This window comes from Polaribacter vadi (genome assembly GCF_001761365.1).
Lineage (GTDB): Bacteria > Bacteroidota > Bacteroidia > Flavobacteriales > Flavobacteriaceae > Polaribacter > Polaribacter vadi.
The window spans coordinates 2,880,409-2,904,573 of sequence record NZ_CP017477.1; the positions used below are offsets into that span (position 1 = coordinate 2,880,409).

Here is a 24,165-nt window from a genome sequence, read left to right on the forward strand (position 1 = left end):
TCGATTTTGCTAAAAATTAGCGCTTTATTATCGTTTTTTGTTTAAAAATGCTTAAAAACACATACTTTTTGTCTATTTTTAAAAGAGCTAAAGTTTGTGTTGTTTGTGCTAAGTCAGTCTAAATTATTCTTGTAATTTTGCATCCAACCCTAAAAATAATTTGAATCATGAAAATGATGCATAAATTTATATTTACAATAACTTTACTATTTCTTACTTCTTGTAGTTTTAGTTCTAAGAAAGATCGTATTAATAGAAATTTAGTTGATAATAAGAATATATCATTATTAAATATTGATGAAGATCAAAAAATAATTATCAGAAAAGATTATTATGGTACGTATTCTTTTAGTAGCTGGAATGCCTATAATGTTGCCAATACACAGATTCACCAAGTTAAAAATTTAGAATATAATAGCTCTGTAGAACGTATAGAAAATTTAGAAAAAAACATCTCAAAATTATCTTCAACAATTCCTGATTGGTTAGAAACAAATAAAGTTTTAAAAGAGATTGAGGATGTTAAGGAAGAATATGCAACATTACTTAATGAGAAAGATAAATCTACAAAAGCAATAAGAGAGAATTGGGAAGAGTTAAGTAACGAATTCGATGATTTGCGTGAAGAGTTAAGCGAAACTGTGAAAGATTATAGAACAGAATAATTTTAAACGGATTCTTAATTTAAAGACATTTTTAAGTTGTTTTTCATCTAAAATTGTTACTTTTATATACCAACCAAACTCAAAAATTACGATGAAGACATTTTTAAAGATTTTATTAACGGCTTTAGCAGTAATACTTTTAGCAAATATTTTACCAGGAGTAGAGGTTGCAGGTTATGTTTCTGCAATTATTGTAGCTATTGTAATTGCGCTGTTAAATATGATAGTAAGACCACTTTTAATTTTTTTAACATTGCCAGCAACTTTAATAACTTTTGGGTTATTTATTTTTGTAATTAACGCAATTATAATTCTATTGGCAGATAAATTAGTTGATGGTTTTACAGTAACAGGTTTCTGGGCAGCACTTTTCTTTAGTATTTTACTATCTATTTTTAGATCTTTCTTATTTACTTTATTAGATGATAAAGAAAAATAGTTAATCCTTAAAAGCAGCTCTTTGTAAACGATCGTTCATCGATTTTCCCAAACCGAAATTTGGCATTTCTTCTACAATTATTACATCTAAATTTAAAGAATCTAATTGATGCAAACTGTCGTACAATTTTGAGGCAGCCTCTTGCAAGTTTTTTTCTTCGGATAAAATAATTTGAGTATCAATTTTATCGCTTCTATAAAAAGTATTAAACGTTAAAACCCCTATTTTTTTATTGGGATGTTTTTCAATTTCTGATGTAATATCCGTGGTTAAAATAGTTTGCGTTTTTGGAGAATAATGTTTGTTCAACATTCCTGGAGCATCTGGGTTTTCTTCCTTTTTATTTTTGATGGAAATTTTGCCAACAACAGCTTCAATATCTTCCACAGACAAAGCACCTAATCTATAAATAATAGGTTCATTATCTTCAAAACCAATAATGGTAGATTCTATTCCATTTTTACAAAAACCACCATCTAAAACCATCTTAAGTTCGTCTTTAAAATAATTCTCTACGTGTTCTGGTTTTGTTGGGCTAATATTATTAAAAGGGTTTGCACTTGGTGCTGCCAAAGGAAAAGACAATTGTTCTAAAAGCGATAACGTTACAGGGTGATTTGGTACACGAACTGCAACAGTATCTTTGCCTGCAGTAATTATACTAGGAATATTTTTATTCTTTTTTAGCACTAAAGTCATAGAACCAGGCCAAAAAGTATTTGCTAAAATTCTCGCTTTTTCAGGAATTTCAGCAACAATAGTTTCCAACTCATCTACAGATGAAATATGCACAATTAAAGGATTAAAAAACGGACGCTTTTTAGTTTCAAAAATACGTTTAATTGCTTTTTCACTAAAAATATTACCAGCTAAACCATATACAGTTTCTGTAGGAATTGCCACCAATTCTTCGTTTTCTAATAACGAAATTGCTTTTTGTATGTCTTTGGAAATGATGCTCATAATTGTTTGCAAAATTACATATAAAATCAATAGATTTTTTAAAAATCAGCATCAACTGTAAAACTCATTTTTTTGTGAGTTGTTGGATGCAAAAATTCAATAAATTGAGCATGCAAATGCAATCGATTTGCTTTTTTACCATACAAATCATCACCCAAAATAGGAGTGTTTAATCCGTTTTTATGAGCTGCATGCACTCGTAATTGATGTGTTCTACCAGTAATTGGATAAAAATAAACCCGAGTTTTTCCATTTTCTTTGTTGATGATTTCCCAATTAGTTTCTGCATTTTTTCCATGCACAAAATCTACTAGTTGTTTGGGTCTGTCATCTAAATCTACTCTAATTGGCAATTGAATATTTCCACTTTTTTCAGCCAAATCTCCATTTAATAAAGCAACATAGCGTTTTTTTACAGTTCTGTTTATAAACTGACTTTGTAAAACTTTATTGGCTTCTTTAGTTTTGGTTAATAATAAAATGCCAGAAGTAGACATGTCTAGTCTATGCACAATTAATGGACCAGTTGCCAATGGATATTTTTCTTTAATTCTGCTATACACAGAATCTTGAATGGTTTTGCCAGGAACTGATAAAAATTCAGCAGGTTTGTTTACCACAATTAAAATATCATCTTCAAAAATAATATCTAGCTTTTTGTCTTCGGATAAATTTTCTAGTAACAAATTCGAATCCATTTCAATACCTTTTAACATGTGGTTTAAAATGGGTTTGCATCTACTTTGGCAAGCAGGATAAAAATTTTTGTGCTTTCTAATGGCTGAGTTTGGCGAAATTCCCCACCAAAATTCTGCCATACAAATGGGTTTTAAATCGTTTGCAAAAGCGTAATTTAATAATTTTGGAGCAGCACATTCTCCAGAACCAGCAGGAGGTTTTATTAGTGGATCATCAAAAATAGTTAACAGACTTTTTAGCTTTTTTTGTTGATTTAAAAAAGCATATTTACTAAATAAAGTCTGCTGTAAAAAGTTCGATTTTTCTTTTCGTTCTATTTTGAGAAATGAAATTCTATCTTCAAAAAAAGCCAATTCGTTATTCGATTTTACAACTTTTGTTTGATAATATTCCACCAATTCTTTGTAAAAAAACTGATCATTATAACTTTCTTGCGTTAGTTTTTCAGTTAACTTTTTAAACTCCAACTCATTTAAAAGTGAAGTTGCATTTTTCTTTCTAAGTTTTCTGTTTTTTTTAGAAAGTTTCATTTTTTTTCGCTGATTTTCTAAATCATCAGCAATTTCTTGATGTAGTTTTTTGTTCGCTTTTTTAATTTTTAGATAGTTTTTATCTTTCTTTAAAATGCTTAATTCCTCATTAATTGCATCAATTTCAGCTTCACCTTTAATGTAAAAACTACCTTCAGTTCTCATATTAAAAACAGGAGGAACAAATTTTTCAGGTAAACTTTTATCAGCCAATTTCCCAGAAAAAGCAGCTAAATAACCAACTTCATCATTCTTATTTTTTACCACTAAAACTCCGAACATTTTACCAACTGGCAATTCATCACTATTTGTATGGATGCCAAAATTGTGTTTAAAATCTGTTTGATTTTGTAAATATTGATGAATTTCTTCTGCTGCAAGAACAGCTAAAGGATGTGCATCATAATAAAAAGGAAATGTAAATTTCTTTGGAAAATCAATTTCAGAAATATCAGAATTAAAATGTAGGAAGTGTTTCAATTTGTTTTTAAGTAAATGTCAAAGATAGGCAGTTTATCAATATAATACAGAATTAGTGGTTTTTTAAAAACCGATTTCAATTCAGTTTCCTAAAGAGTTAAAACTAACTTTATTTGCGTTAAATGGATCTTTGTTATTCGTTTAGTTTTGTATCAAACTTTAAAACGTTAATATGAAAAGTATAAAAATAAACTCAATAAAATTATTTGCATTAGCATTCACAGCATCAAGTTTTATGTTTTTTTCTTGTGATACTCCAAAGAAAAATACTACTGAAAACAATGAAATTTCTGAAGTTATAGAAACTGAAAAAGATAATTTAGAAGTAGAAAAAGAAATTGCTGAAGGTGATGTTGAAAGAATGAATATGAAAGAAGGTGAAGTAATAACACGTTCTTATAAAATAAAAGAACAAACACCAATTGTATATAATTTAGATGCAAATGGAATTGCTGGTTTTGATGATTGGAAAGATTTTACAGTTGTTAATTATGAGCTTGCAGAAATTAGAAAAAGTAATTATGTAACGACTTCACAACGTATTAAAAACATGAATTACAGAATTGCTAATTTAGGAAACACAATTCCTTCTTGGTTAAAAACGGAAGAAGTTATGGAAGATGTTGCAGATATTCAAAAAGAATATTTAGAGCTAATTAAAGAAAGCAATGCTCCAGAAAAAGAAGTAAAAGAAAATTTAGAAGAGCTTTCTGAAAAATTCGACGATTTAAAAGAAGAATTAGATGAAACTGTTGCTGAATATGTAAAAATTCACGAAAGTGCCATCGAAGAATTTAACGAAGAATTCAAAAAAGGAAAAATAGAAGCTGCTATTGAAGAGTATAATGAAGAAATTAAAAAGTTAGATAAAATTATTGAAAAGAAGAAGTAATAATTGAATTAGTAAGAAAGAAGAAAAGGTTTTTTTTTAAAATAGGGTAGATGTTTCATCTACCTTATTTTTTTGTTTCAAATTTACTCTTTGCTTTTTAAAATCAAGGATTTAGATGGTTTTTTTTAAAACACCAAAAGAGTTAATTAAAACTTTGTTAGCGTTAAAGTTCTATTGTTAATTCGTTTAATTTTGTATCAAACTAAAAAACATATAGTATGAAAACAATTCAAAAAACAATAGCAATATTAGCAATATCAGGTTTTCTATTTATTTCTTGTGACAAAACTAAAAAAGAAAAAGTAGAAGATAAAATGGAAGAAATTGAAGAGAGCATGGAAGATGCTGGAGATGATATTTCTGATGAATTCAAGAAGATACAATTAAAATTAGAAGACGGAACTTACGTAAATTATAGTTCTAACAATAGTGGAGATTTATCTTTTGATGACTGGGAAGGATTTAACACTGCAAATGAAGAGTTGAGAGCAATTGAAGAATTAGATTCTAAAACCTATACAACTAGAATTGGAGATTTAAGTGCAACAATCGCAAATTTAGGAAATTCAATTCCTGCTTGGTTAAAAACGGAAGAAGTTATGGAAGACATTGAAGATATTCAGAAAGAGTATAAGAAATTGTCTGATGAAAGAAATGAATCTGAAGATAAAATTGAACAGAATATCGAAGATTTAATGGAGAAATTTGATGATTTACGTGAAGAATTAAATGAAACTATTGAGAAGTATAAATCTTAATTGATATAAATTTTATTAAAAGAAAAGAGGATAGATTTTTTATAAATCTATCCTCTTTTTATGTTTAAATTATTTCTAGATACTAAGTTTATTGTGCTGTTGCAGAAGGGCAAAATAACAAATCTGTAGGCGTATCAACATCATATAAATATTGATGAGCTCTAGATTCTTTTACACAAAAAGGTTCTATTAATTTCACCATATTTTTAAAACTTTCTAACGTTAAAATACAAAAAAACGTTTCATTGTCTTTGGTAAGAATTCCTTCATCAGACTTAAACAAGCCAAAAATTAAATTGCAATTTATAGGTTCTATAAAATCTACTTCAGCTAAATTTAGTTTTTGTTTTTTATTGATCACAGTCTCCTCCAACAAATCTCTAAATTTATTGGCTTCTTTTTGATCAAAGTTATACAAACGAACCAAATTTTCATCAAGTCCGTTAAAATTTTCTATGTAATCTACTTCCATTTTGTTTTTATAATATTGTAATTTCAGATAAAAAAGCACTTCGACAAGCTCAGTGTGACATTATTTAATTGAAATTGTTAATTAGCTAATAAAAATTATAGTTAATTTTAAATATTCATAATTACAATTCCTAATACCAATTAGTTTAACGTATGTCAGTCTGAGCTTGTCGAAGACAGTAATGACATTATTCTTCGATAAGCTCAGAAAGACTTTGTGAATTTTAATTGTTTTTTAGTAAGAATAACATTATTAAATTTCTAATGCGCTTCCAACCAATTTTGACCAATACCAACTTCTACATCTAAAGGAACATCCATTTTAAAGGCGTTTTCCATTTCGAATTTAATAATTGGTTTTACAATTTCTAATTCGTCTTTTGGTACATCAAAAACCAATTCATCATGCACTTGTAATAACATTTTCGATTTGAAACCTTCTTTCTCAAAACGATTGTGAATGTTAATCATCGCCAATTTTATAATGTCTGCTGCAGAACCTTGTATGGGTGCATTTACAGCATTTCTTTCAGCACCACTTCTAACCATGGCATTTCTAGAATTAATGTCTTTTAAATATCTACGTCTGTTTAAAACTGTTTCTACATAGCCTTTTTCTCTTGCAAAATCAACCTGACTAGCCATATAAGCTTTCAATTTTGGATACGTTTCATAATAGGTATCAATCAATTCTTTGGCTTCACTTCTGCTTAAATCTGTTTGATTACTCAATCCAAAAGCAGAAACTCCATAAACAATACCAAAATTGACTGTTTTTGCATTACTTCTTTGCTCACGAGTTACGTCTTTTATATCAACATTAAAAACCTTAGAAGCTGTTGAAGCATGAATATCTTCACCATTTTTAAAAGCATTAATCATGGTTTCTTCCTCACTTAAAGCTGCAATAATCCGCAATTCAATTTGAGAATAATCTGCTGCCAACAACACATAATCGCTATTTCTTGGAATAAAAGCTTTACGAACTTCACGTCCTCTTTCTGTTCTAATAGGAATGTTTTGCAAGTTTGGGTTGTTAGAACTCAACCTTCCTGTTGCAGCAACTGCTTGCATATATTGTGTGTGAATTCGCCCAGTTTTTGGGTTGATTTCATTTGGCAACGCATCAACATAGGTACTTTGTAATTTTTTATATTGACGATATTCTTGAATATCTCTAATAATTTCGTGGTCTTTAGCCAAGAAAGATAAAATATCTTCACCAGTTTTATATTGCCCAGTTTTTGTCTTTTTTGGTTTATCAACCAACTTCATGTTTTCAAAAAGAACAATTCCCAACTGTTTTGGAGAGGCAATATTAAATTCTTCTCCTGCTAATTCGTAAATATTTTTTTCTAATCTGTTAATGTCATCCGTTAATGCAACTGACAATTCTTTTAAAAATTCAGTATTGATATTTATTCCCTCAATTTCCATGGCAGTTAATACAGAAACCAAAGGCAATTCTACCTCGTTAAATAATTTTGTGACGTTTCCAGTTTCTAATTCGCCTGTAAAATGTTCTTTTAATTGATAGGTAATATCTGCATCTTCCACAGCATATTCTGTTTGATCTTTAATGGGCACAACTCTCATAGAAAGCTGATTTTTACCTTTTTTACCAATCAATTCCGTAATAGAAACTGGCTGATAATTCAAATACGTTTCTGCTAAAACATCCATATTATGACGCATATCTGGATTGATTAAATAATGCGCAATCATTGTATCGAATAAATTTCCTTTTACAGGCATGTTATAGTTCGATAAAACTTTGATATCATATTTTAAATTATGTCCAATTTTTTCAATTGCTGATGCTTCAAAAAACGGTCTAAACTCTTCTAAAATCGTCTTTGTTTCCTCTTGATCTTCTGGAAAAGAAACATAATATCCTTTGCCAGCTTCAAAAGAAAAAGCGATGCCAATTAACTCAACTTCCAACGCTTTTAAGCCAGTAGTTTCTGTATCAAAACAAACCGATGTTTGTTGCATCAATTTATCGATTAATAATTTTCTAGAAAAAGGGGAATCTATATGTTGATAAAAATGATTCGTATTTAAAATATTTTTAAAGCCAGATGCAGTTTGTGCTTCTGTAACACTTCCTGTTCCTGGAGCCGCAAATAAATCAAATTGACCTTCTACAATTGGCGCAGATTTTTTAGTGGTTGATTTTTCATCAGTATTATTTTCTGCTGAATTTACTTTTTGTGCATTTTCATCAGCAAATGTTTTTAAGAAATTTGTCAATAAATTTCTAAACTCTAATTCGTTAAAAATTTCGGTAACTTTCTCAACATCTGGTTGATCTAACGTAAAATCTTTTGCATTAAAAGTTACAGGAACATCCAACATAATTGTTGCCAATTTTTTAGAAAGTAACCCTAGTTCTTTAGCAGTTTCAACTTTCTCTTTCATTTTACCTTTTAGCTGATCTGTATTCTCTAAAAGGTTTTCCATAGAACCAAATTGCGCTAAAAATTTCTTCGCAGTTTTTTCGCCAACTCCAGGCAAACCAGGAATATTATCAGAAGAATCTCCCATCATTCCAAGAAAATCGATGACTTGCAAAGGATCTGTAATTTCAAATTTTGCCAACACTTCAGGAACGCCCCAAATATCATAACCACCTCCAAAACGTGGTTTATACATAAAAATATTTTCGGAAACCAATTGCGCAAAATCTTTATCTGGAGTTACCATAAACGTTTGGTAACCTTCTTTTTCTGCTTGTTTGGAAAGTGTTCCAATCACATCATCTGCCTCAAAACCATCTTTTACCATAATTGGTATGTGCATGGCTTTTAAAATCTCATAAATATATGGGATCGCGTCGTTTATAGGCTCTGGAGTTGCATCTCTATTTGCTTTGTATTCTGTAAACATTTCAACTCTGTCTACACTGCCACCTTTGTCAAAACATACTGCTAAATGATCTGGTCTTTCACGTTTAATAACGTCTAAAAGCGAGTTCATAAAACCCATAATTGCAGAAGTATCGAGTCCTTTTGAATTAATTCTTGGGTTCTTTATAAATGCGTAATATCCACGAAAAATTAATGCGTATGCATCAACTAAAAAAAGTCTTTTTTGATCTGCCATTTTATCTATAATTCTAAAAAGATAAAACTACAAAAAACTGTATAAAATTAGGCTTTATATGTTGATGATTTTAATGAGAATGTTTGTTGCAATTATTGGCACGATTCATATTTTTTTTTAAATGATAAAGAGGTTTCTTGAACAAATTTGTAAACTATTAAAAAAACCTGAATTATTAAATTGAAAAAATATAAACTTTTGAAAGTTTTGGAACTTGTTGTTATTGAATAATTTTTTCTTTTAAATCCATTCTTTCGTGCAATATTCTGGTAATTTCCACATAATTTTCATGTAATGTTCTATAGAAAATTATGTGTCGATTTATTTTCATTCCTAGAAGTGAATCGGTTATGCCTTGATAATTTTTGCCCAATTCTGGATTGTTGGCTATTTCTTGGCAACTAGTAATTAAACGATCATAGTATTTGTCGGCTTGTTTTTCTGACCAAACTTCAAATGTATATTCCCAAATTTTTGATAAATCTTCAACAGCTTTATTTGTTAATTTATATTCGGCCATTCGAATATTTTTTCGCTTTTAAGGTTTCAAGATGTTTTTTTGAATCAAAATCGTGAGCAATTTCACTATCAATTCCCTCTTGAATTGCATTTTTTAAAGCAATTACTCTACTTTCTTCTTCTTCTAAAAGTCTTAAACCTGCACGTATAACTTCACTAACGTTTTTAAACCTTCCTTCTTTTACGCTGCTTTGCACAAATTCATCAAAATAATTTCCTAGTGATATGGATGTATTTTTATTCATTGTAGTAAAATTTATTTCAAATATACCAAAAATTGGTATGTTTTCAAAATTGCTTAAAATTTTTCAAATATTAATGTTCGAGAATTCGTAACATCAATTTAAAAATAAACTAACTTTTATATTCCACAGATTTCAATCCTTTTTGAAAAGGAGCTTTTAATTGATATAAAATGTCTTCTGATTTTTTTGCGTCTAAAATGTCAACTCCATACACAATGTCTTTGGTGTCTTGATACATAAAAGTGCCAAAAATTCTATCCCAAAAAGAAAAGATATTTCCAAAGTTGGTATCTGTCCAAGGCATTACATGATGATGATGGAATTTGTGTGTATTTGGCGAAATAAAAACATAGCTAATAGCTTTGTCTAATTTGGCTGGTAAACTAATATCTGCATGCGAAAAATAGGTAAAAAGAACCGTTAAAATTCGGTACATTAAATAATAGGAAACAGGCAAACCAGCAATTAAAACGCCAAGCAAAGCAAAGGTTTCTCTAAAAATAAAATCGATGGGATGATGTCTTGTTCCAGAAGTTACATCTACATGTGTATCACTATGATGTACTGTGTGAAAACGCCACATAAAAGGAATTTTGTGCAATAAAACGTGCACTAAATATTGTGAGGTAAAATCCAGAATCATAATTGCTAAAATGATTTCTACCCAAACAGGGAAATCAACCATATGTAGTAACCCAAAATTTGTGGTATCAATCCAAAGAAAAACGCCAACAGTTAGCAACCCAAAAATAACATTAATGAGCATTGTAGAAAGTAGTAAAACGAAATTAGTTTTAGCATGTTTCCATTTGTTGTATTGATGTTTTTTAAGGGGATAAACGCCTTCTAAAATCCAGAAAACAGATAAACAACCCACAATCCAAATAAACTTTTGTAAGCTAGTTAGGTTTTCGAAAAAAACAACAATATTATCAATCATTTTCTATAAAATAAGATTATAAATTTACTAAAAAATTTAACAGGAGCTTAAAAACCTTTGATTTTTTAACAGTTACCTTTGTCCACATTTAAAAAAAATAAATATGCCTCGTTGGTTAATTCCAGTTCTTATTGTGCTCATTTTAATTGTTTCTGTAGAAATTTATACGTTTCAAGCTTTCAAAACAATTTCCAAAAGTAAATTAATACGATTCTCTTACATAGCAATTAGTGTTGCTGTGTATATGTATTTTTTCATCACCATTTTAACCTACGATAGAAGTAAAGGACAAACTCCAGAGTTTCAAATGGCAATGGGAATTTTACTTTCTTTTTCAATTCCTAAATTAGTAATTGTATTTGTACTTTTTGGTGAAGATATGTATCGATGGGTTTTGAAATTGTTTTCGGTAATTTCAAGTTCAGAAACGCAATCTTTGGTTGGAAGAAGAAAATTTGTATCGCAAATTGCTTTGGGATTAGCAGCAATTCCTTTTGCGTCTTTTATCTATGGAATCATTCAAGGAAAATATAATTATAAGGTGATAAAATATCAACTTTCTTTTGATGATTTACCAACAGCTTTTGATGGTTATACAATAACGCAAATTTCAGATATTCATTCAGGAAGTTTTACCAATAAAGAAAAAATACAATATGGTGTTGATTTAATTAATGAGCAAAAATCTGATTTGATGTTATTTACAGGTGATATTGTAAATAATAAAGCTGATGAAATGGATAATTGGATTGATGTTTTTAAGCAATTAGAAGCTAAAGAAGGCAAATTTGCCATTTTAGGAAACCATGATTATGGAGATTATATGGATTGGAATTCGCCTCAAGATAAAATTGATAATTTTCAAAGAGTAAAAGAAATTCACAAAAAAATAGGGTTTGATTTATTGTTAGATGAACACAGATATTTAGAAAAAGATGGACAAAAAATAGCCTTAGTTGGTGTCGAAAATTGGGGAAAAGGTTTTAACCAAGCAGGAGATTTGCAGCGAGCATCATCAAAAATAAAAAAAGAAGATTTTAAAATTTTAATGAGTCACGATCCAAGTCATTGGCAAGAAAAGGTAAAAATGGACGATTTTAATTATCATTTAACGCTAAGTGGTCATACACATGGTTTGCAAATGGGGATTGAAATTCCTGGTTTTTTAAAATGGAGTCCCTCTCAATTTGTGTACAAACAATGGGCAGGTTTGTATCAAGAATTTGGCAGATATATAAATGTAAACAGAGGTTTTGGGTATCATGCTTTTCCTGGAAGAGTTGGTATTTGGCCAGAAATTACAGTTATAGAATTGAAAAAAGCTTGATAATCAGCTTATTTGATGAGAATTATTATATTTGTAATAACAAGATTTAAATAGGTGTTAGTTTTATACGTTTAAAAATATTTAATTATGACAAAATTCGGAGAATTAATTAGTGCTGAAACACCAGTTTTAATCGATTTTTATTCAGATTGGAATGCTATTGATAACAACGTAGATACTTTAAGAAATGTTGCTGCTGCTTTGGGTGAAAAAGCCAAAGTAATTAAAATTGACATCAAAAAAAACGAAACCTTAGCAGATGCCTTGCGTGTAAAAGGAAATCCAACATTTATGATTTATAAAAATGGCGAAATGAAATGGCGTCAAACAGGTTTTCAAGACGCAAATACGTTAATCAATTTGGTTCGAAAATATTTTTAAAACTCCATTTATGGAAAATGATTTGAATCCACTAAAAACTGAATACATAGAAACCGAAAAGAAATCAATATTTTTAAAATCGATTTCTATTTTATTTAGTATGATTTTTTTGCTTTTTCCATTAGCTGAAATTGTAACTGAATTTGATTATAATTATATCGTTTCTTATCCTAGTTATTCTTGTGCGATGGATTTTCAGTTAGAAGTCTTATCGTTTAAACCAATAAATTAATTTTCATTCCATTTTAAAAATAAAAGCCGAACAAGCATTAAATCTTTTTTAACGCCCAAATAAATATATTTGATTATAAAAATTTTTCGAAAAACTATTTTTTTCCTTTTAAAATCAATAAAGGAACATTTGTATAAAATTCTTCTTTTAAGATAGTATTCTTTTCCCAAAGCTTTTTAAAGAAACCTCTTTTTCGTCTAAAAACACATAACATATCAGGATTATGAGTTTTTATATGCTCTAAAACTCCTTGAAAAGTAGTTGCATTTTCAGTAACGGTTAAGGTAGCTTGTAATTTCTCTAAATCCTTATGAATCACTAAATCTTCTTGTTCGTAATTTGGAGTTTTTACCAACAATAAATTTACTTGAGTATTAAACTTTTTAACAATGTTTTGCAAAGGATTTAAAGCTGTTTTGCTTTTTAAAATACCAGATTTAAAGGCTAATAAAACATTTTTAATGGGTGCGTATTTATAATCTTCAGGTACTGTTAATAAAGGTACATCTGTTTGTTTTACAATGCTTCCAGCTGTTTTTCCTAAAAATATTTCTTCTTTTATAGAGTTGCTTTTTGCGCCAACAATAATTAAATCGATTCCTAATTCATCATCAATAGATAAAATACTGTCAACTACAGAGCCTCTTGCCGAAATTAATTTAATATCTACATTTTTTTTATCTACAGAATTTACCATCGTTCGCAAATACAAATTAGTTTCACGTTCAATAATATTGTTTACGTTTATCATAGTGCCCATTTTAGTTGGTGCACTATAAGCTCTAAAAACAAAAACTTTTGCGTTTGTTTCAGCTGCAAAATCGATTGCATATTGTAATGTATTTTGAGCGTTTTCTGTAAATCCGATAGGAACTAAAATGTTTTGCATAGTAATATTTTTTAAACCACAAAGTTACTAATTTTTCAGCAAGTAATATTTTTTCTCATTTTTTAGAACTGTACATTTGTGAAAATTATTTTTTTGAATACAGATATTAGTTTTAAACGAATTAACAAGCTTGCAATTCCTGCTTTAATTGCTGGTATTGCAGAACCTTTATTGTCCATTACAGATACTGCAATTATTGGTAATATTAATGAAAATGCTACAGAAAGCTTGGCTGCTGTTGGTATTGTTGGCGCTTATATTTCTATGCTAATTTGGGTTTTTGGACAAATAAGAAGTGCTATTTCATCTATAATTTCTCAATATGTTGGCGCTAATAAATTAGATGAAATAAAAACATTACCAGCACAAGCTATTGCAATTATTGTAGTTTGTAGTTTATTGGTTGTGGCTGTTTCTTATCCTTTTGCAAAGCAAATATTCCAATTTTATAATGCTTCAGGACAAGTGTTAACCTATTGCATTACTTATTTTAAAATTAGAATTTTTGGGTTCCCTTTTTCTTTATTTGTATTCGCAATTTTTGGCATTTTTAGAGGTTTGCAAAACACATTTTACCCAATGATAATTGCCATTATTGGAGCTTTGTTAAATATTGTATTAGATCTTGCTTTTGTTTATGGAATAGAAGGTTTTATAGAACCCATGTATATTGAAGGAGCTGCATATGCAAGTGTAATTGCTCAAATTACAATGGCAATATTATCGATTCTTTTGTTGATTAAAAAAACAGATATTTCTTTAAAAATAGAAACAAAACTTCATCAAGAAATTCCTAAATTATTGGGCATGATTGGCAATCTTTTTATAAGAACAATTGCTTTAAATACAGCATTATATTTTGCAACTGCTTATGCTACAGGTTATGGAAAAGAGTACATTGCAGCCTACACAATTGGTTTAAATATTTGGTTGTTAGGTGCTTTTATGGTTGATGGATATTCGAGTGCTGGGAATATTTTAGCAGGAAAATTATTAGGCGCAAAAGAGTATAAAACACTACTTCTTTTAAGTACTAATCTAATTAAATACGGTTTGATAACAGGAATTATCATAGCTACTTTTGGGTTTTTGTTTTATAATTTTATCGGTCAAATTTTTACCAAAGAACCTTTAGTTTTAGAACAATTTTATCACGTTTTTTGGATTGTTATTTTAACTCAACCCATAAGTGCTATTACCTTTATTTTTGATGGAATGTTTAAAGGAATGGGTTTCATGAAATATTTAAGAAATGTTTTAATTTTTTCTACAGGCTTTGTTTTTATCCCAACTTTGTTGTTTTTCGATTGGTTAGATTATAAGTTAGTCGCCATTTGGATTGCTTTTACTTTATGGATTTTAGCAAGAGGAATTCCTTTAATTATTAAATTTAGACGTACATTTTTACCACTGGCTAATTCCTAAAGCTACTTTGCAGACACTTTTTATTTAACTATATTTACTATTAAATCATTCTAATTATGACAATAAAAAAAATAATCTTTATACTTTTTTTAGGCACGCTTATTGTAGCTTGTAAAAAAGAAAAATCATTAGAAGAGTATATGACAGATTCTTGGCAAACAACTTATTTAAAGTTAGAAATGCCAACATACGAGAAATCTGATTCTTTATATGTTTTTGAAGATAAATTTGATAAAAATCCAACATTAATTGCACAGTCTATTTACCATAAAGATGGCACTTTTAATGCTTGGTTTATCAACAAAGAAGGAGAAAAAATTTCTGAATCTGATGGGAATTGGAGTGTAAAAAATGATTCGCTTTTTGTTGATTTTACTTATAATAATCGAAATATAAAAGTAGGGTATTATATTGAAAAAACTACTGAAGGTTTTTTAGGGAAAAGTGCTTTTGATTGGGATAATGATGGCGACTTTGATGATTTTTTAACAATGAAAACAAAACGTATAAAAACAAACTAAAAGTTGATCAATTTTAAGAAAGTATCTTTAAAAATACGTATTTTTTTATCTACCATTTTATTGGTGTTATTGGCATCAATTTTAATTTTGGTGGTTACTGTGTATCAATATGATGAGCAAACGAAAGATTACAATATTCATCGTTTTGAACGTAAAGAAGCCACTACCATAGAAACTATTGATTTAGAACTGACTAATAAAACAAGTTATCCTGTAAAAACGGAAAATTTATCAAAAATATTTCAAGAGCGTATTTATGAAATTTCATCTATTAATAAATTAAATATTTCAATTTTTGATTTGCATGGAAATTTATTGGTTTCCTCTAAAACCAATGCTTTTGAGGAGAATCAAATAAAGCCTTTAAGCTACAATAATCTAAATAATTTAAATCAAAACTCAAACCATAGAATTTTAATTTCTGTTGAAAAAGATGGTATGGGTTATCAGGCTTCTTACACCTATATTCACGATCCGAAGTTTAAAAGAATTGGTATTTTAGAGCTACAATTTAGCCAAGATAATTCAGAAATTGAACACGAGTTAAGAGAATTTATTTCGAGATTAGGATTGGTGTATTTACTAATGTTAATTATTGCCATTGCTTTGGCATACTTTTTATCAAGTTACATAACACGTTCTATAAAAACTATTTCTGATAAAATGCAACAGACTCGTTTAAACGAGCGTAATGAAAAGATTACAGTAGATTCTGCCAGTTCAGAAATTGAAGTTTTAATTGAAGCTTACAATAATATGATAGATCAATTAGAAGAAAGTGCTGTAAAATTAGCAAAAAGTGAGCGTGAACAAGCCTGGAGAGAAATGGCAAAACAAGTTGCACACGAAATTAAAAATCCTTTGACGCCAATGCGTTTAACAGTGCAAAGTTTTGAACGTAAATTTAATCCTGAAGACGAAAATATTAGAGAAAAATTGGCAGAATATAGTCAAACATTAATTCAACAGATAGATGTAATGAGTTCTATTGCTTCTGCTTTTTCTGATTTTGCAAAAATGCCAACACAAAACAGAGAAAAAATAAATGTAGTAAGTGTTGTAAAGCTAGCCATCGATATTTTTAATGAGGATTTTATCAATTATAAAACTACAGAGAAAGAATTATTTGCCAATTTAGATAAAACGCAATTAATTAGAGTGGTTACCAATTTGGTTAAAAATGCTTTGCAAGCTGTGGAAGGTGAAGAAAACCCTGTTATTGATGTCACTGTTTTATCAGAAAAAAATAATATAAAAATCATAGTTTCAGACAATGGAAAAGGAATTCCAGAAGACGTAAAAGATTTAATTTTTGAACCTAAATTTACAACCAAAACAAGTGGAATGGGACTTGGTTTAGGAATGATAAAAAATATAATAGAAGCCTATGAAGGTAGGATTTCTTTTACATCAAAAGAAGGAATAGGAACTATTTTTACAGTAATTTTACCTAAAGAATAATTAGTAATTGCCTTATTTTTAAAGGCTTTAAAAAATATAAAGAATGGATTTTGAAAATATAATCGTAGAAAAAGGAGATGGTCTTGGACAAATAACCATTAACAGACCAAAAAAACTAAACGCTTTAAATAAAGATACAATCACAGAGTTAAGTTTAGCCTTTAAACTTTTGGAAGATGATACAGAAGTAAAAGTTATTATTTTAACTGGTTCTGGAGAAAAAGCTTTTGTAGCTGGTGCAGATATTGCTGAATTTGCTAATTTTTCTGTAGATGAAGGAGGTAATTTAGCTAGAAAAGGACAAGAAATATTGTTTGATTATGTAGAAAATTTATCAACGCCAGTTATTGCTGCAATTAATGGTTTTGCATTAGGTGGAGGTTTAGAATTGGCAATGGCTTGTCATTTTAGAGTAGCTTCAGATAATGCAAAAATGGGTTTACCAGAAGTTTCTTTAGGTGTAATTCCTGGTTATGGAGGCACACAACGTTTGCCTCAATTAGTTGGTAAAGGCAAAGCAATGGAGTTAATTATGACTGCTGCAATGATCTCTGCAGACGATGCCAAAAACTATGGTTTGGTAAATCACGTAACTACTTTAGATGAGTTATTGCCTTTGGCAGAAAAGTTAGCTGGCAAAATTATGCGTAATTCATCAGTAGCAATTGCAAGTGCCATTAAAGCTGTAAATGCAAATTTTAAAGATGGTATAAATGGTTTTGATGTAGAAATAAATCAGTTTGGAAACTGTTTTGGAACTGAAGATTTTACAGAAGGTACCACTGCTTTTTTAGAAAAAAGAAAACCTAATTTTCCTGGTAAATAAATATTTTATTTAAATACAATGCATAAAAAACGAGCCAATTATGGCTCGTTTTTTTTTGAATTTACTGAATTCAATTTGTGTAAATATTTTAACTTTAAAGTGTAAAATTATTTACATAACTTCTACCATTGTTATAAGAAATTACTTTGTATTCTCCTTTTAACCCTTTATCTAAACTATAAACTCTATTTAAAATTTCATCACCTTCAAGTGTTTCAGAATAAATGATTTCATTTTTGTAGAATATAGAAATTTTTAAAGGTTCTTTATCAAAAGCAATTTTAGTAATCATTAATTTATTCTCTTTATTTCTAACATATGGTTTAAAAATTATTCTTTCAGCATCAGCTATAAAAGTTACGTTTCTATTATTAATTTTTATAGATTTTACAACAATTTGAAAATCTTTTTCTAATTCTAACGTATAAATTCCATTTTCTAATTCAGATAAATTAAAGGTTTTTACAAGTGTACCTTCCTTTAAAATTTCCTCTGAATGAAGAATTGCTCCATTAGCTTCTTTAATAGTTAACTGATTTCCTTTTTTTGCATTGTTAAAGGTTACCTCAACTTTATCAGCACTCAATAAAGTGTTTGAATCATTGTTGTTTGCGAAGTTTACGATTGTAACTAACATAAAGATGGCTACAAATACTTTTCTTTTAATTGTTCTCATATTATTTAATTTTAAGTTATTTTTCTATTTTATTATCAATGCTTTTATATGTTGATGACATTACTTTTGTTTGACACTGCAAAGTTAGGCTACAAATAAAGGTCTGAAAACAACACAATTGGTCATTTTATGTGCTAAATTAACAGGTATACTAGTGTTAAATCAATGTTAAGTTAAAATACTACATAAAAATGATAATTTTATATAGATACTCATATAACAATGTTGTATTTTTGCAGCATGATGCAGAAAAAACCAACGCTAGAAAAAATCACCCCCAATTTTGGAAGTTCTTTTTTATTAAAAAAGCACGAAGAGTTTTTAAAAACAAATACCCCTTTTTGGCATTTTCACCCAGAGATTGAACTTGTTTACGTAAATAAAGGAAAAGGGAAAAGACATATTGGGAATCACATAAGCTACTTTAATAATAGTCAATTAGTATTAATAGGTTCTAATTTGCCACATATTGGCTATTTAGATCGTTTAACAACGAATGGTTCAGAAACATTAATTCAATTTTTGCCAGACTTTTTAGGGAAAGGATTTTTTAAAATTCCAGAAATGGCTGCTATTGATGCACTTTTTGAACGCGCAAAAAAAGGAATTCGATTCAATATTGAAATTAAGCAGAGAATTGGTGCTAAAATTGAGAAACTAATAGATTTAGAAGGTGCAAACAGAATTACATCATTTATAGAAATTTTAAATGATTTAGCCACAACAGACGATTACACATTATTAAATGCAAATGGTTACGCTTTTGAAAGTTCGCATCAAGACAGTAATAAGATAGAACTTGTTTACAAACACATTAACGAAAATTTTAAAGATCATATTAGTTTAGATGAGGTTTCTGAATTGGTAAGTATGACAGTTCCTGCATTTTGTAGATACTTTAAAAAATCTACAGGTAAAACATTTACAAAATTAGTAAACGAATATAGAGTTGTGCACGCCACCAAATTGTTGGCAGAAAGTACCATGAGTATTACTGATATTAGTTTTGAATGTGGTTTTAATAATTTTTCTCACTTTAACAAGTTGTTCAAAGAGTTTACAGGCAAAAGTGCTTCTGTGTATAGAAACGAATTAAAAAATTTAATACAATAAATTATGGAGTTATTATTAGATAATAAAATAGATAAAGCTTTAGAATATTATACCTTTAAAAGTAATCAACTAAAAGATTTTGTAAATTCAAGCAAAGATTTAACTGTAGAGCAAATTATAGAATTTGGCGAAGAGTTAGCCGTTTTAGAATATAAAATTACTGCTTTAGAAGTAGCAAATGAGAGTTAAAAAATATTTTATATTTAGTACACTTATTAAATACTACTAAGGTGTTAGTTCGAGTGATTTCGTTTTTGGGCGAAATTGTATCGAGAACTCATAGAGAATAAAAAGTTTTAAATTTTATAAACCTACAACTTTCCATTCCATTCATCATAAAATTGCTGTAAATAGGTTTCCATAAATTGATGCCTGCTTTCAGCAATTTTTTTGCCTGAAGTTGTATTCATTTTATCTTTTAGCAATAATAATTTTTCGTAAAAATGATTAATTGTTGGTGCAGTAGAGGTTTTATATTCCTCTTTTGTCATTGTTAAGTTGGGTATAATTTCAGGATCATATAAAGCTCTGTCTTTAAAACCTCCATAATTAAAACAACGAGCAATACCAATAGCTCCAATAGCATCTAACCTATCTGCATCTTGCACAACCTCTAGTTCTTTAGATGTAAATTGTTTAGAATCATCTTCTAAAGAATTTTTAAAAGATACATTTTTGATGATTTTCACAACATGTTGCCCAATTTCTTTCGGTACTTTTTGTTCAATTAAAAACTGGGTTGCTATTTTAGGACCTAAATTTTCATCACCATTATGAAATTTTGGATCTGCAATATCATGTAACAACGCTGCTAAAGATACTACAAAAACATCAACTTTTTCTTCTGTTGATATCAGCAAAGCATTTTTAAAAACACGTTCTATATGAAACCAATCATGCCCACCTTCAGCGTCTTTTAATTCCTTTTTTACAAAAGTAATTGTGTTTTGAATAATCTGTTCTTGATTCATATTATTTCCTTGAAAGTAATTCTTGTTTTAATTTTTTTGCTTCATAAATCATTAAAACGAGCATTGGTATAAAAAACAAAGGCAAAAAAGTATGAAAAGAAACGCCATTTTCCATAGTAGAAAAGATAGCAAAAACGATCATTAACAAAACTATAAACCCTTTAATAACTGCAAACTTTTTTTGATTTTTTAATTTTTTCTCTAATTCTGCTTTTGTGTAGGTAGAAAATTGTGAAGCCATATTTTTAATTTTAATTAAAAAAAAATCCACTTAAAAAAGTGGATTTAATATTGTTATTTGATGCAATAAAATCTTGTTTTAAAATTTTAACAATGCTCATTATAAGCAGCAGCCAAATTTTGGGCAATCATTTGTGCAGATCTACCTTCAATATGATGACGCTCTAACATGTGCACTAAACTACCATCTTTAAACAAAGCAATTGCTGGTGAAGATGGAGGAAAAGGCATCATAAACTCTCTTGCTTTTTGCGTAGATTCTTTTTCTACACCTGCAAAAACAGTTGTTAAATTAGTGGGTACTTTTTCAGCACCTAAAGAAGCAATTGCTCCTGGTCTTGCAGTTCCTGCTGCACAACCACAAACAGAATTTACTACTACTAATGTTGTTCCTTTTTTAGACATTGCGTTTTCAACATCTTCATTGGTATATAATGCGTCAAAACCTGCGTTTATTAACTCGTCACGCATTGGTTTTACTAATTCTTCTGGATACATAATTCTTAAATTATTTACATTCTTAAAATGCAAATTTAATTAAATAAACTGTAATTATTAAATATAAACCCAACTCAATATAGATAGCACTATAAGAATTTATTATTTTAAATTATTGTAGTCTGCTTAAAGACTTTATAAACTTCCAAAACTCTTATTTAATAGCCAAATTTTTAATATTTCGCCCTTCTAGGGCTTAATTTAATTTTAAATAATTTTCTATTAAAATTTCATCCCTCTGGGATTTTTGCTCTGTAAGAGCATTAATATTAATAAAAAAATATAAAAATGCTGTAAAGCTCCATAGGAGCGAAATTTAATTGGATAATAGTAATTTTAAAGATTTATTTCAACTCCAATTCAAAAGTTCTTTTCTCTGTAGTTACATGGCATTCATCAGCAGTTACAATTATAGGTTCACTTACAAACGTTTTATAATTGTCAGCTGTTACTGTTACAATATAAGTTCCTTTTCGTTCTCCAGCTCCATAAAAAGACATGTTAGGGTCAGAGTTTTCTAGAGTTTCTTCATAATTACCATCTTTTGCAACTATTATAATATTACCATTTATTGGGTTTGCTGTTGTTTTTTCAGTGAGATTTATGGCTAAACCATAAACAAAATTCTGTGTACAAATAATAAGTTCTTTATCATTACTATTGTCTTCACAGCGATTTAAAAAGAAAAGAAAACTTAGAATCGCAATTATTTTTAATGATTTCATGGTATTGAGTATTTTCTATAAGATGTTTTTTTATCAATTTGGTTGCGTATCAATTCAAAAAATTAATAAAATCTTTTAATCGATAAAAATTTCAAATATCAATCATTTCTTATATTTGAAGTCAAAATTATAAAGTTTATGAGTAGTTTTTCTAAATGGTTGGGTGCAGGATTGGGTTTTACATTAGGTGGGCCTATTGGTGCAGCAATCGGTTTTGCCATTGGTAGTTTTGTAGATGGTTTTGAAATTGATGGTTTTAAACAAGAACAAATAGATTACAATAAAGACAGACCAGCAGGAAATAGCAGATATACAAGGCGAAATGTAAATACACAATCTGGCGATTTTGAAATGAGTCTGCTTGTTTTGGCATCAATTGTTATAAAATCGGATGGAAAAGTAGACAAACGTGAATTGGAGTTTGTGCGTTCTCAATTTTTATCAATGTATGGTAAAGAACGTGCAAATAGCGCTTTTAAACTGTTTAAAGGAATGGTTAAAAAAGATATTTCTGCACGCCAAGTTTGTATTCAAATTAGAGAACACATGTCTCACGCTTCTCGTTTACAATTACTACATTTTTTATTTGGTATTGCAAAAGCAGATGAATTTGTAAGTGAAAAAGAAGTTGATGAAATTCACAAAATTGCTGGTTATTTATATATCAATTCTTACGATTTTGAATCGATAAAAGCCATGTTTTATGATTCTTCAGAAAATGCTTATAAAATCTTAGAGATTGATAAAACTGCCACCAATGATGAAGTAAAAACTTCGTATAGAAAAATGGTGAAAAAATATCATCCAGATAAATTACAAGATTTGGGCGAAGAACATTTGCAAGGCGCAAAAGAAAAGTTTCAAAGCATACAAGATGCTTATGAAAAGATAAAAAATGAAAGAGGTTTATAGTTTGCATTCATCAACAAAAAAAAGATTATGGAGCAGTTTGATGTAGTTGTAATTGGTGGAGGACCTGCAGGTGGACAAACAAGTAGGAATTTAGCAAAAAAAGGACATAAAGTTTTATTGGTAGAACGTTATGAAAATTTTTCTCTGAATAACTTTTCGAGTGCAGGAATGACTTTAGAACCTTTGGATGAGTTTGATTTACCAGAAACAGTAATTGGTGCGTATTGGAAAGATTTGGTAATTCAGTGTACAAAAAAAGCCTATACTTGGCAAGGAAAAACAAACAAAGGTGTCGTTTTAAACTTCCAAAAATTACGTGAGTTTTTAGCTGATGAAACGCTAAAACTTGGTGGAAATGTTTGGATGGGACACAAATATTTGGCGAAAGAAGTTCAAAAAGATTCAGTTATTGTAGAGCTTTTAAATACTGAAACTTCAGAAAATATAAAAGTAAAAACAAAGCTTTTAGTAGATGCAACTGGACCTTTAAGAAAAGTAATGTACGATGCTAAAGAAGAACAACCAGAAATGGTTTTAGGAAGTGGAACTGAATACGAAATTGAAGTTTCACAAGAAATCTACGATCAATTTAAAGATAAATTACTTTTTTTTCTTGGGCATAAATGGTCTATAAAAGGGTATTCTTGGATTTTTCCTATGGAAAATAGAATTTTAAAAGTTGGTGCAGGTAAAACACATCTTACGTCTCTAAATCAAGAGAAAACCAATAAAACTACTCGAAAAATTACGGAGAAAATTATAGCAGAATACGTAAAAGCAAAAGACTATAAAATTATCGACAAACATGGTGGAATAATTCGTTACAGTAGAGGTTTAAAAGATAAATTTTATCACAATAAAGTAGTTGGAGTTGGAGATGCAGTTTCAGCAATAAATCCAAGAGGAGGAGAAGGAATTCGTTACGCAATGCAAACAGCAGATTTGGCATCAACGTATATTGATGAATATTTAAAAACGGGTAAAGAAAATTTTGAGAATTATAGAAAAATTTGGCGAAGAAAAAAGTTATTAAAATGGAATTTAAGCGAATTTTCTGGTAGAAGAATGTACAGCAGATATTCTGATGCGCAAGTAGAAAATAGAGTTCAATTTTTTTACGACAATTTTAATATTGATGAAATGATTGCAAGTTTATTCAATTTTAAATATAGTAAGCCTTTTACACGTCTTTTTCAGTATAGTTTTATAAAACTGTCTTATTTGTTTAAAAAGGAGAAGTTTTAAACGCTTAACTTAATTAA

At 28.9% G+C, this 24,165-nt stretch carries 28 protein-coding genes; 15 read left to right on the top strand and 13 right to left on the bottom strand.

Features of this window, described 5'->3' with window-relative positions:
- Nucleotides 1-173: 173 nt before the first annotated feature.
- Nucleotides 174-665, top strand: coding sequence for a hypothetical protein (locus LPB03_RS12460; protein ID WP_139058986.1), 492 nt, complete (start codon nt 174-176; stop codon nt 663-665).
- Nucleotides 666-756: 91 nt separating this feature from the next.
- Nucleotides 757-1,104 (top strand): phage holin family protein, encoded by a 348-nt coding sequence (locus tag LPB03_RS12465; protein WP_065319921.1) that lies wholly within the window; start codon nt 757-759, stop codon nt 1,102-1,104.
- Here the strand turns inward: LPB03_RS12465 and LPB03_RS12470 are convergent, their stop codons facing one another.
- Together LPB03_RS12470 and LPB03_RS12475 are read right to left on the bottom strand one after the other, a co-directional pair.
- On the bottom strand, nt 1,105-2,067 hold the full coding sequence (locus tag LPB03_RS12470; RefSeq protein WP_065319922.1) for an L-threonylcarbamoyladenylate synthase: 963 nt from the start codon (nt 2,065-2,067) through the stop codon (nt 1,105-1,107).
- A gap of 38 nt (nt 2,068-2,105) precedes the next feature.
- Nucleotides 2,106-3,776 carry an RluA family pseudouridine synthase gene (locus tag LPB03_RS12475; RefSeq protein WP_065319923.1) on the bottom strand — a complete coding sequence of 557 codons (1,671 nt, stop codon included), beginning with the start codon at nt 3,774-3,776 and terminating at the stop codon, nt 2,106-2,108.
- 172 nt (nt 3,777-3,948) lie between these two features.
- On the opposite strand from LPB03_RS12475, the gene LPB03_RS12480 reads away from it, so the two are divergent.
- Together LPB03_RS12480 and LPB03_RS12485 are read left to right on the top strand one after the other, a co-directional pair.
- Nucleotides 3,949-4,668, top strand: a complete 720-nt coding sequence (locus LPB03_RS12480) for a hypothetical protein (protein WP_065319924.1) — start codon at nt 3,949-3,951, stop codon at nt 4,666-4,668.
- A 218-nt stretch (nt 4,669-4,886) separates the two neighbouring features.
- Nucleotides 4,887-5,426 (top strand): hypothetical protein, encoded by a 540-nt coding sequence (locus LPB03_RS12485; RefSeq protein ID WP_065319925.1) that lies wholly within the window; start codon nt 4,887-4,889, stop codon nt 5,424-5,426.
- An 88-nt stretch (nt 5,427-5,514) separates the two neighbouring features.
- On the opposite strand, the gene LPB03_RS12490 is transcribed toward LPB03_RS12485, so the two are convergent.
- From LPB03_RS12490 to LPB03_RS12510, 5 genes are all read right to left on the bottom strand, one after another.
- Nucleotides 5,515-5,898 carry a hypothetical protein gene (locus LPB03_RS12490; protein ID WP_065319926.1) on the bottom strand — a complete coding sequence of 128 codons (384 nt, stop codon included), beginning with the start codon at nt 5,896-5,898 and terminating at the stop codon, nt 5,515-5,517.
- Between the two features lie 260 nt (nt 5,899-6,158).
- On the bottom strand, nt 6,159-9,002 hold the full coding sequence (gene polA / locus LPB03_RS12495; RefSeq protein ID WP_065319927.1) for a DNA polymerase I: 2,844 nt from the start codon (nt 9,000-9,002) through the stop codon (nt 6,159-6,161).
- Between the two features lie 220 nt (nt 9,003-9,222).
- On the bottom strand, nt 9,223-9,522 hold the full coding sequence (locus LPB03_RS12500) for a type II toxin-antitoxin system RelE/ParE family toxin (protein ID WP_065319928.1): 300 nt from the start codon (nt 9,520-9,522) through the stop codon (nt 9,223-9,225).
- A complete protein-coding gene (locus tag LPB03_RS12505) occupies nt 9,509-9,766 on the bottom strand; it encodes a type II toxin-antitoxin system ParD family antitoxin (protein ID WP_065319929.1) in 258 nt (85 codons plus the stop codon). Before LPB03_RS12505 ends, LPB03_RS12500 begins: the two co-directional genes overlap by 14 nt.
- Before the next feature lie 109 nt (nt 9,767-9,875).
- Nucleotides 9,876-10,706: a sterol desaturase family protein gene (locus LPB03_RS12510; RefSeq protein ID WP_231953102.1), complete on the bottom strand. Its 831-nt coding sequence runs from the start codon at nt 10,704-10,706 to the stop codon at nt 9,876-9,878.
- A 103-nt stretch (nt 10,707-10,809) separates the two neighbouring features.
- Here LPB03_RS12510 and LPB03_RS12515 point away from each other — a divergent pair, with 103 nt between their 5' ends.
- From LPB03_RS12515 to LPB03_RS12525, 3 genes are all read left to right on the top strand, one after another.
- Nucleotides 10,810-12,033, top strand: coding sequence for a metallophosphoesterase (locus LPB03_RS12515; RefSeq protein WP_065319930.1), 1,224 nt, complete (start codon nt 10,810-10,812; stop codon nt 12,031-12,033).
- A gap of 87 nt (nt 12,034-12,120) precedes the next feature.
- Nucleotides 12,121-12,414 carry a thioredoxin family protein gene (locus LPB03_RS12520; RefSeq protein ID WP_065319931.1) on the top strand — a complete coding sequence of 98 codons (294 nt, stop codon included), beginning with the start codon at nt 12,121-12,123 and terminating at the stop codon, nt 12,412-12,414.
- Between the two features lie 10 nt (nt 12,415-12,424).
- Nucleotides 12,425-12,646 carry a hypothetical protein gene (locus LPB03_RS12525; RefSeq protein ID WP_065319932.1) on the top strand — a complete coding sequence of 74 codons (222 nt, stop codon included), beginning with the start codon at nt 12,425-12,427 and terminating at the stop codon, nt 12,644-12,646.
- 94 nt (nt 12,647-12,740) lie between these two features.
- On the opposite strand, the gene LPB03_RS12530 is transcribed toward LPB03_RS12525, so the two are convergent.
- A complete protein-coding gene (locus LPB03_RS12530) occupies nt 12,741-13,535 on the bottom strand; it encodes a universal stress protein (protein ID WP_065319933.1) in 795 nt (264 codons plus the stop codon).
- A 93-nt stretch (nt 13,536-13,628) separates the two neighbouring features.
- Between LPB03_RS12530 and LPB03_RS12535 the strand changes: the two genes are divergently transcribed.
- The 4 genes from LPB03_RS12535 to LPB03_RS12550 are packed head-to-tail and all read left to right on the top strand — an operon-like array spanning nt 13,629 to nt 17,768.
- Nucleotides 13,629-14,960 (top strand): MATE family efflux transporter, encoded by a 1,332-nt coding sequence (locus tag LPB03_RS12535; RefSeq protein WP_065320146.1) that lies wholly within the window; start codon nt 13,629-13,631, stop codon nt 14,958-14,960.
- 56 nt (nt 14,961-15,016) lie between these two features.
- Entirely contained in the window at nt 15,017-15,481 is a 465-nt protein-coding gene (locus LPB03_RS12540; RefSeq protein ID WP_065319934.1) for a hypothetical protein, read from the top strand.
- Nucleotides 15,482-15,487: 6 nt separating this feature from the next.
- Nucleotides 15,488-16,942, top strand: a complete 1,455-nt coding sequence (locus LPB03_RS12545) for a sensor histidine kinase (RefSeq protein WP_170324234.1) — start codon at nt 15,488-15,490, stop codon at nt 16,940-16,942.
- A gap of 43 nt (nt 16,943-16,985) precedes the next feature.
- On the top strand, nt 16,986-17,768 hold the full coding sequence (locus LPB03_RS12550; protein WP_065319935.1) for an enoyl-CoA hydratase/isomerase family protein: 783 nt from the start codon (nt 16,986-16,988) through the stop codon (nt 17,766-17,768).
- A 94-nt stretch (nt 17,769-17,862) separates the two neighbouring features.
- Here the strand turns inward: LPB03_RS12550 and LPB03_RS12555 are convergent, their stop codons facing one another.
- A complete protein-coding gene (locus LPB03_RS12555; RefSeq protein ID WP_065319936.1) occupies nt 17,863-18,444 on the bottom strand; it encodes a T9SS type A sorting domain-containing protein in 582 nt (193 codons plus the stop codon).
- A gap of 240 nt (nt 18,445-18,684) precedes the next feature.
- Between LPB03_RS12555 and LPB03_RS12560 the strand changes: the two genes are divergently transcribed.
- Both LPB03_RS12560 and LPB03_RS12565 read left to right on the top strand, forming a co-directional pair.
- Nucleotides 18,685-19,557: an AraC family transcriptional regulator gene (locus LPB03_RS12560; RefSeq protein ID WP_065319937.1), complete on the top strand. Its 873-nt coding sequence runs from the start codon at nt 18,685-18,687 to the stop codon at nt 19,555-19,557.
- A gap of 3 nt (nt 19,558-19,560) precedes the next feature.
- Entirely contained in the window at nt 19,561-19,746 is a 186-nt protein-coding gene (locus tag LPB03_RS12565) for a hypothetical protein (RefSeq protein WP_065319938.1), read from the top strand.
- 122 nt (nt 19,747-19,868) lie between these two features.
- On the opposite strand, the gene LPB03_RS12570 is transcribed toward LPB03_RS12565, so the two are convergent.
- From LPB03_RS12570 to LPB03_RS12585, 4 genes are all read right to left on the bottom strand, one after another.
- Nucleotides 19,869-20,528: an HD domain-containing protein gene (locus tag LPB03_RS12570; RefSeq protein ID WP_065319939.1), complete on the bottom strand. Its 660-nt coding sequence runs from the start codon at nt 20,526-20,528 to the stop codon at nt 19,869-19,871.
- A gap of 1 nt (nt 20,529) precedes the next feature.
- Complete coding sequence (locus tag LPB03_RS12575; RefSeq protein WP_065320148.1) at nt 20,530-20,769, bottom strand: hypothetical protein; 240 nt, start codon at nt 20,767-20,769, stop codon at nt 20,530-20,532.
- Between the two features lie 86 nt (nt 20,770-20,855).
- Nucleotides 20,856-21,266: a BrxA/BrxB family bacilliredoxin gene (locus tag LPB03_RS12580; protein ID WP_065319940.1), complete on the bottom strand. Its 411-nt coding sequence runs from the start codon at nt 21,264-21,266 to the stop codon at nt 20,856-20,858.
- 344 nt (nt 21,267-21,610) lie between these two features.
- The gene (locus tag LPB03_RS12585; RefSeq protein ID WP_065319941.1) at nt 21,611-21,991 is read right to left on the bottom strand and encodes a hypothetical protein; all 381 of its coding nucleotides are present in this window, start codon (nt 21,989-21,991) and stop codon (nt 21,611-21,613) included.
- 138 nt (nt 21,992-22,129) lie between these two features.
- Between LPB03_RS12585 and LPB03_RS12590 the strand changes: the two genes are divergently transcribed.
- Both LPB03_RS12590 and LPB03_RS12595 read left to right on the top strand, forming a co-directional pair.
- Nucleotides 22,130-22,903 (top strand): TerB family tellurite resistance protein, encoded by a 774-nt coding sequence (locus LPB03_RS12590; RefSeq protein WP_065319942.1) that lies wholly within the window; start codon nt 22,130-22,132, stop codon nt 22,901-22,903.
- A 27-nt stretch (nt 22,904-22,930) separates the two neighbouring features.
- Nucleotides 22,931-24,148, top strand: coding sequence for an FAD-dependent monooxygenase (locus tag LPB03_RS12595; RefSeq protein WP_065319943.1), 1,218 nt, complete (start codon nt 22,931-22,933; stop codon nt 24,146-24,148).
- The last annotated feature ends 17 nt before the right edge of the window (nt 24,149-24,165 follow it).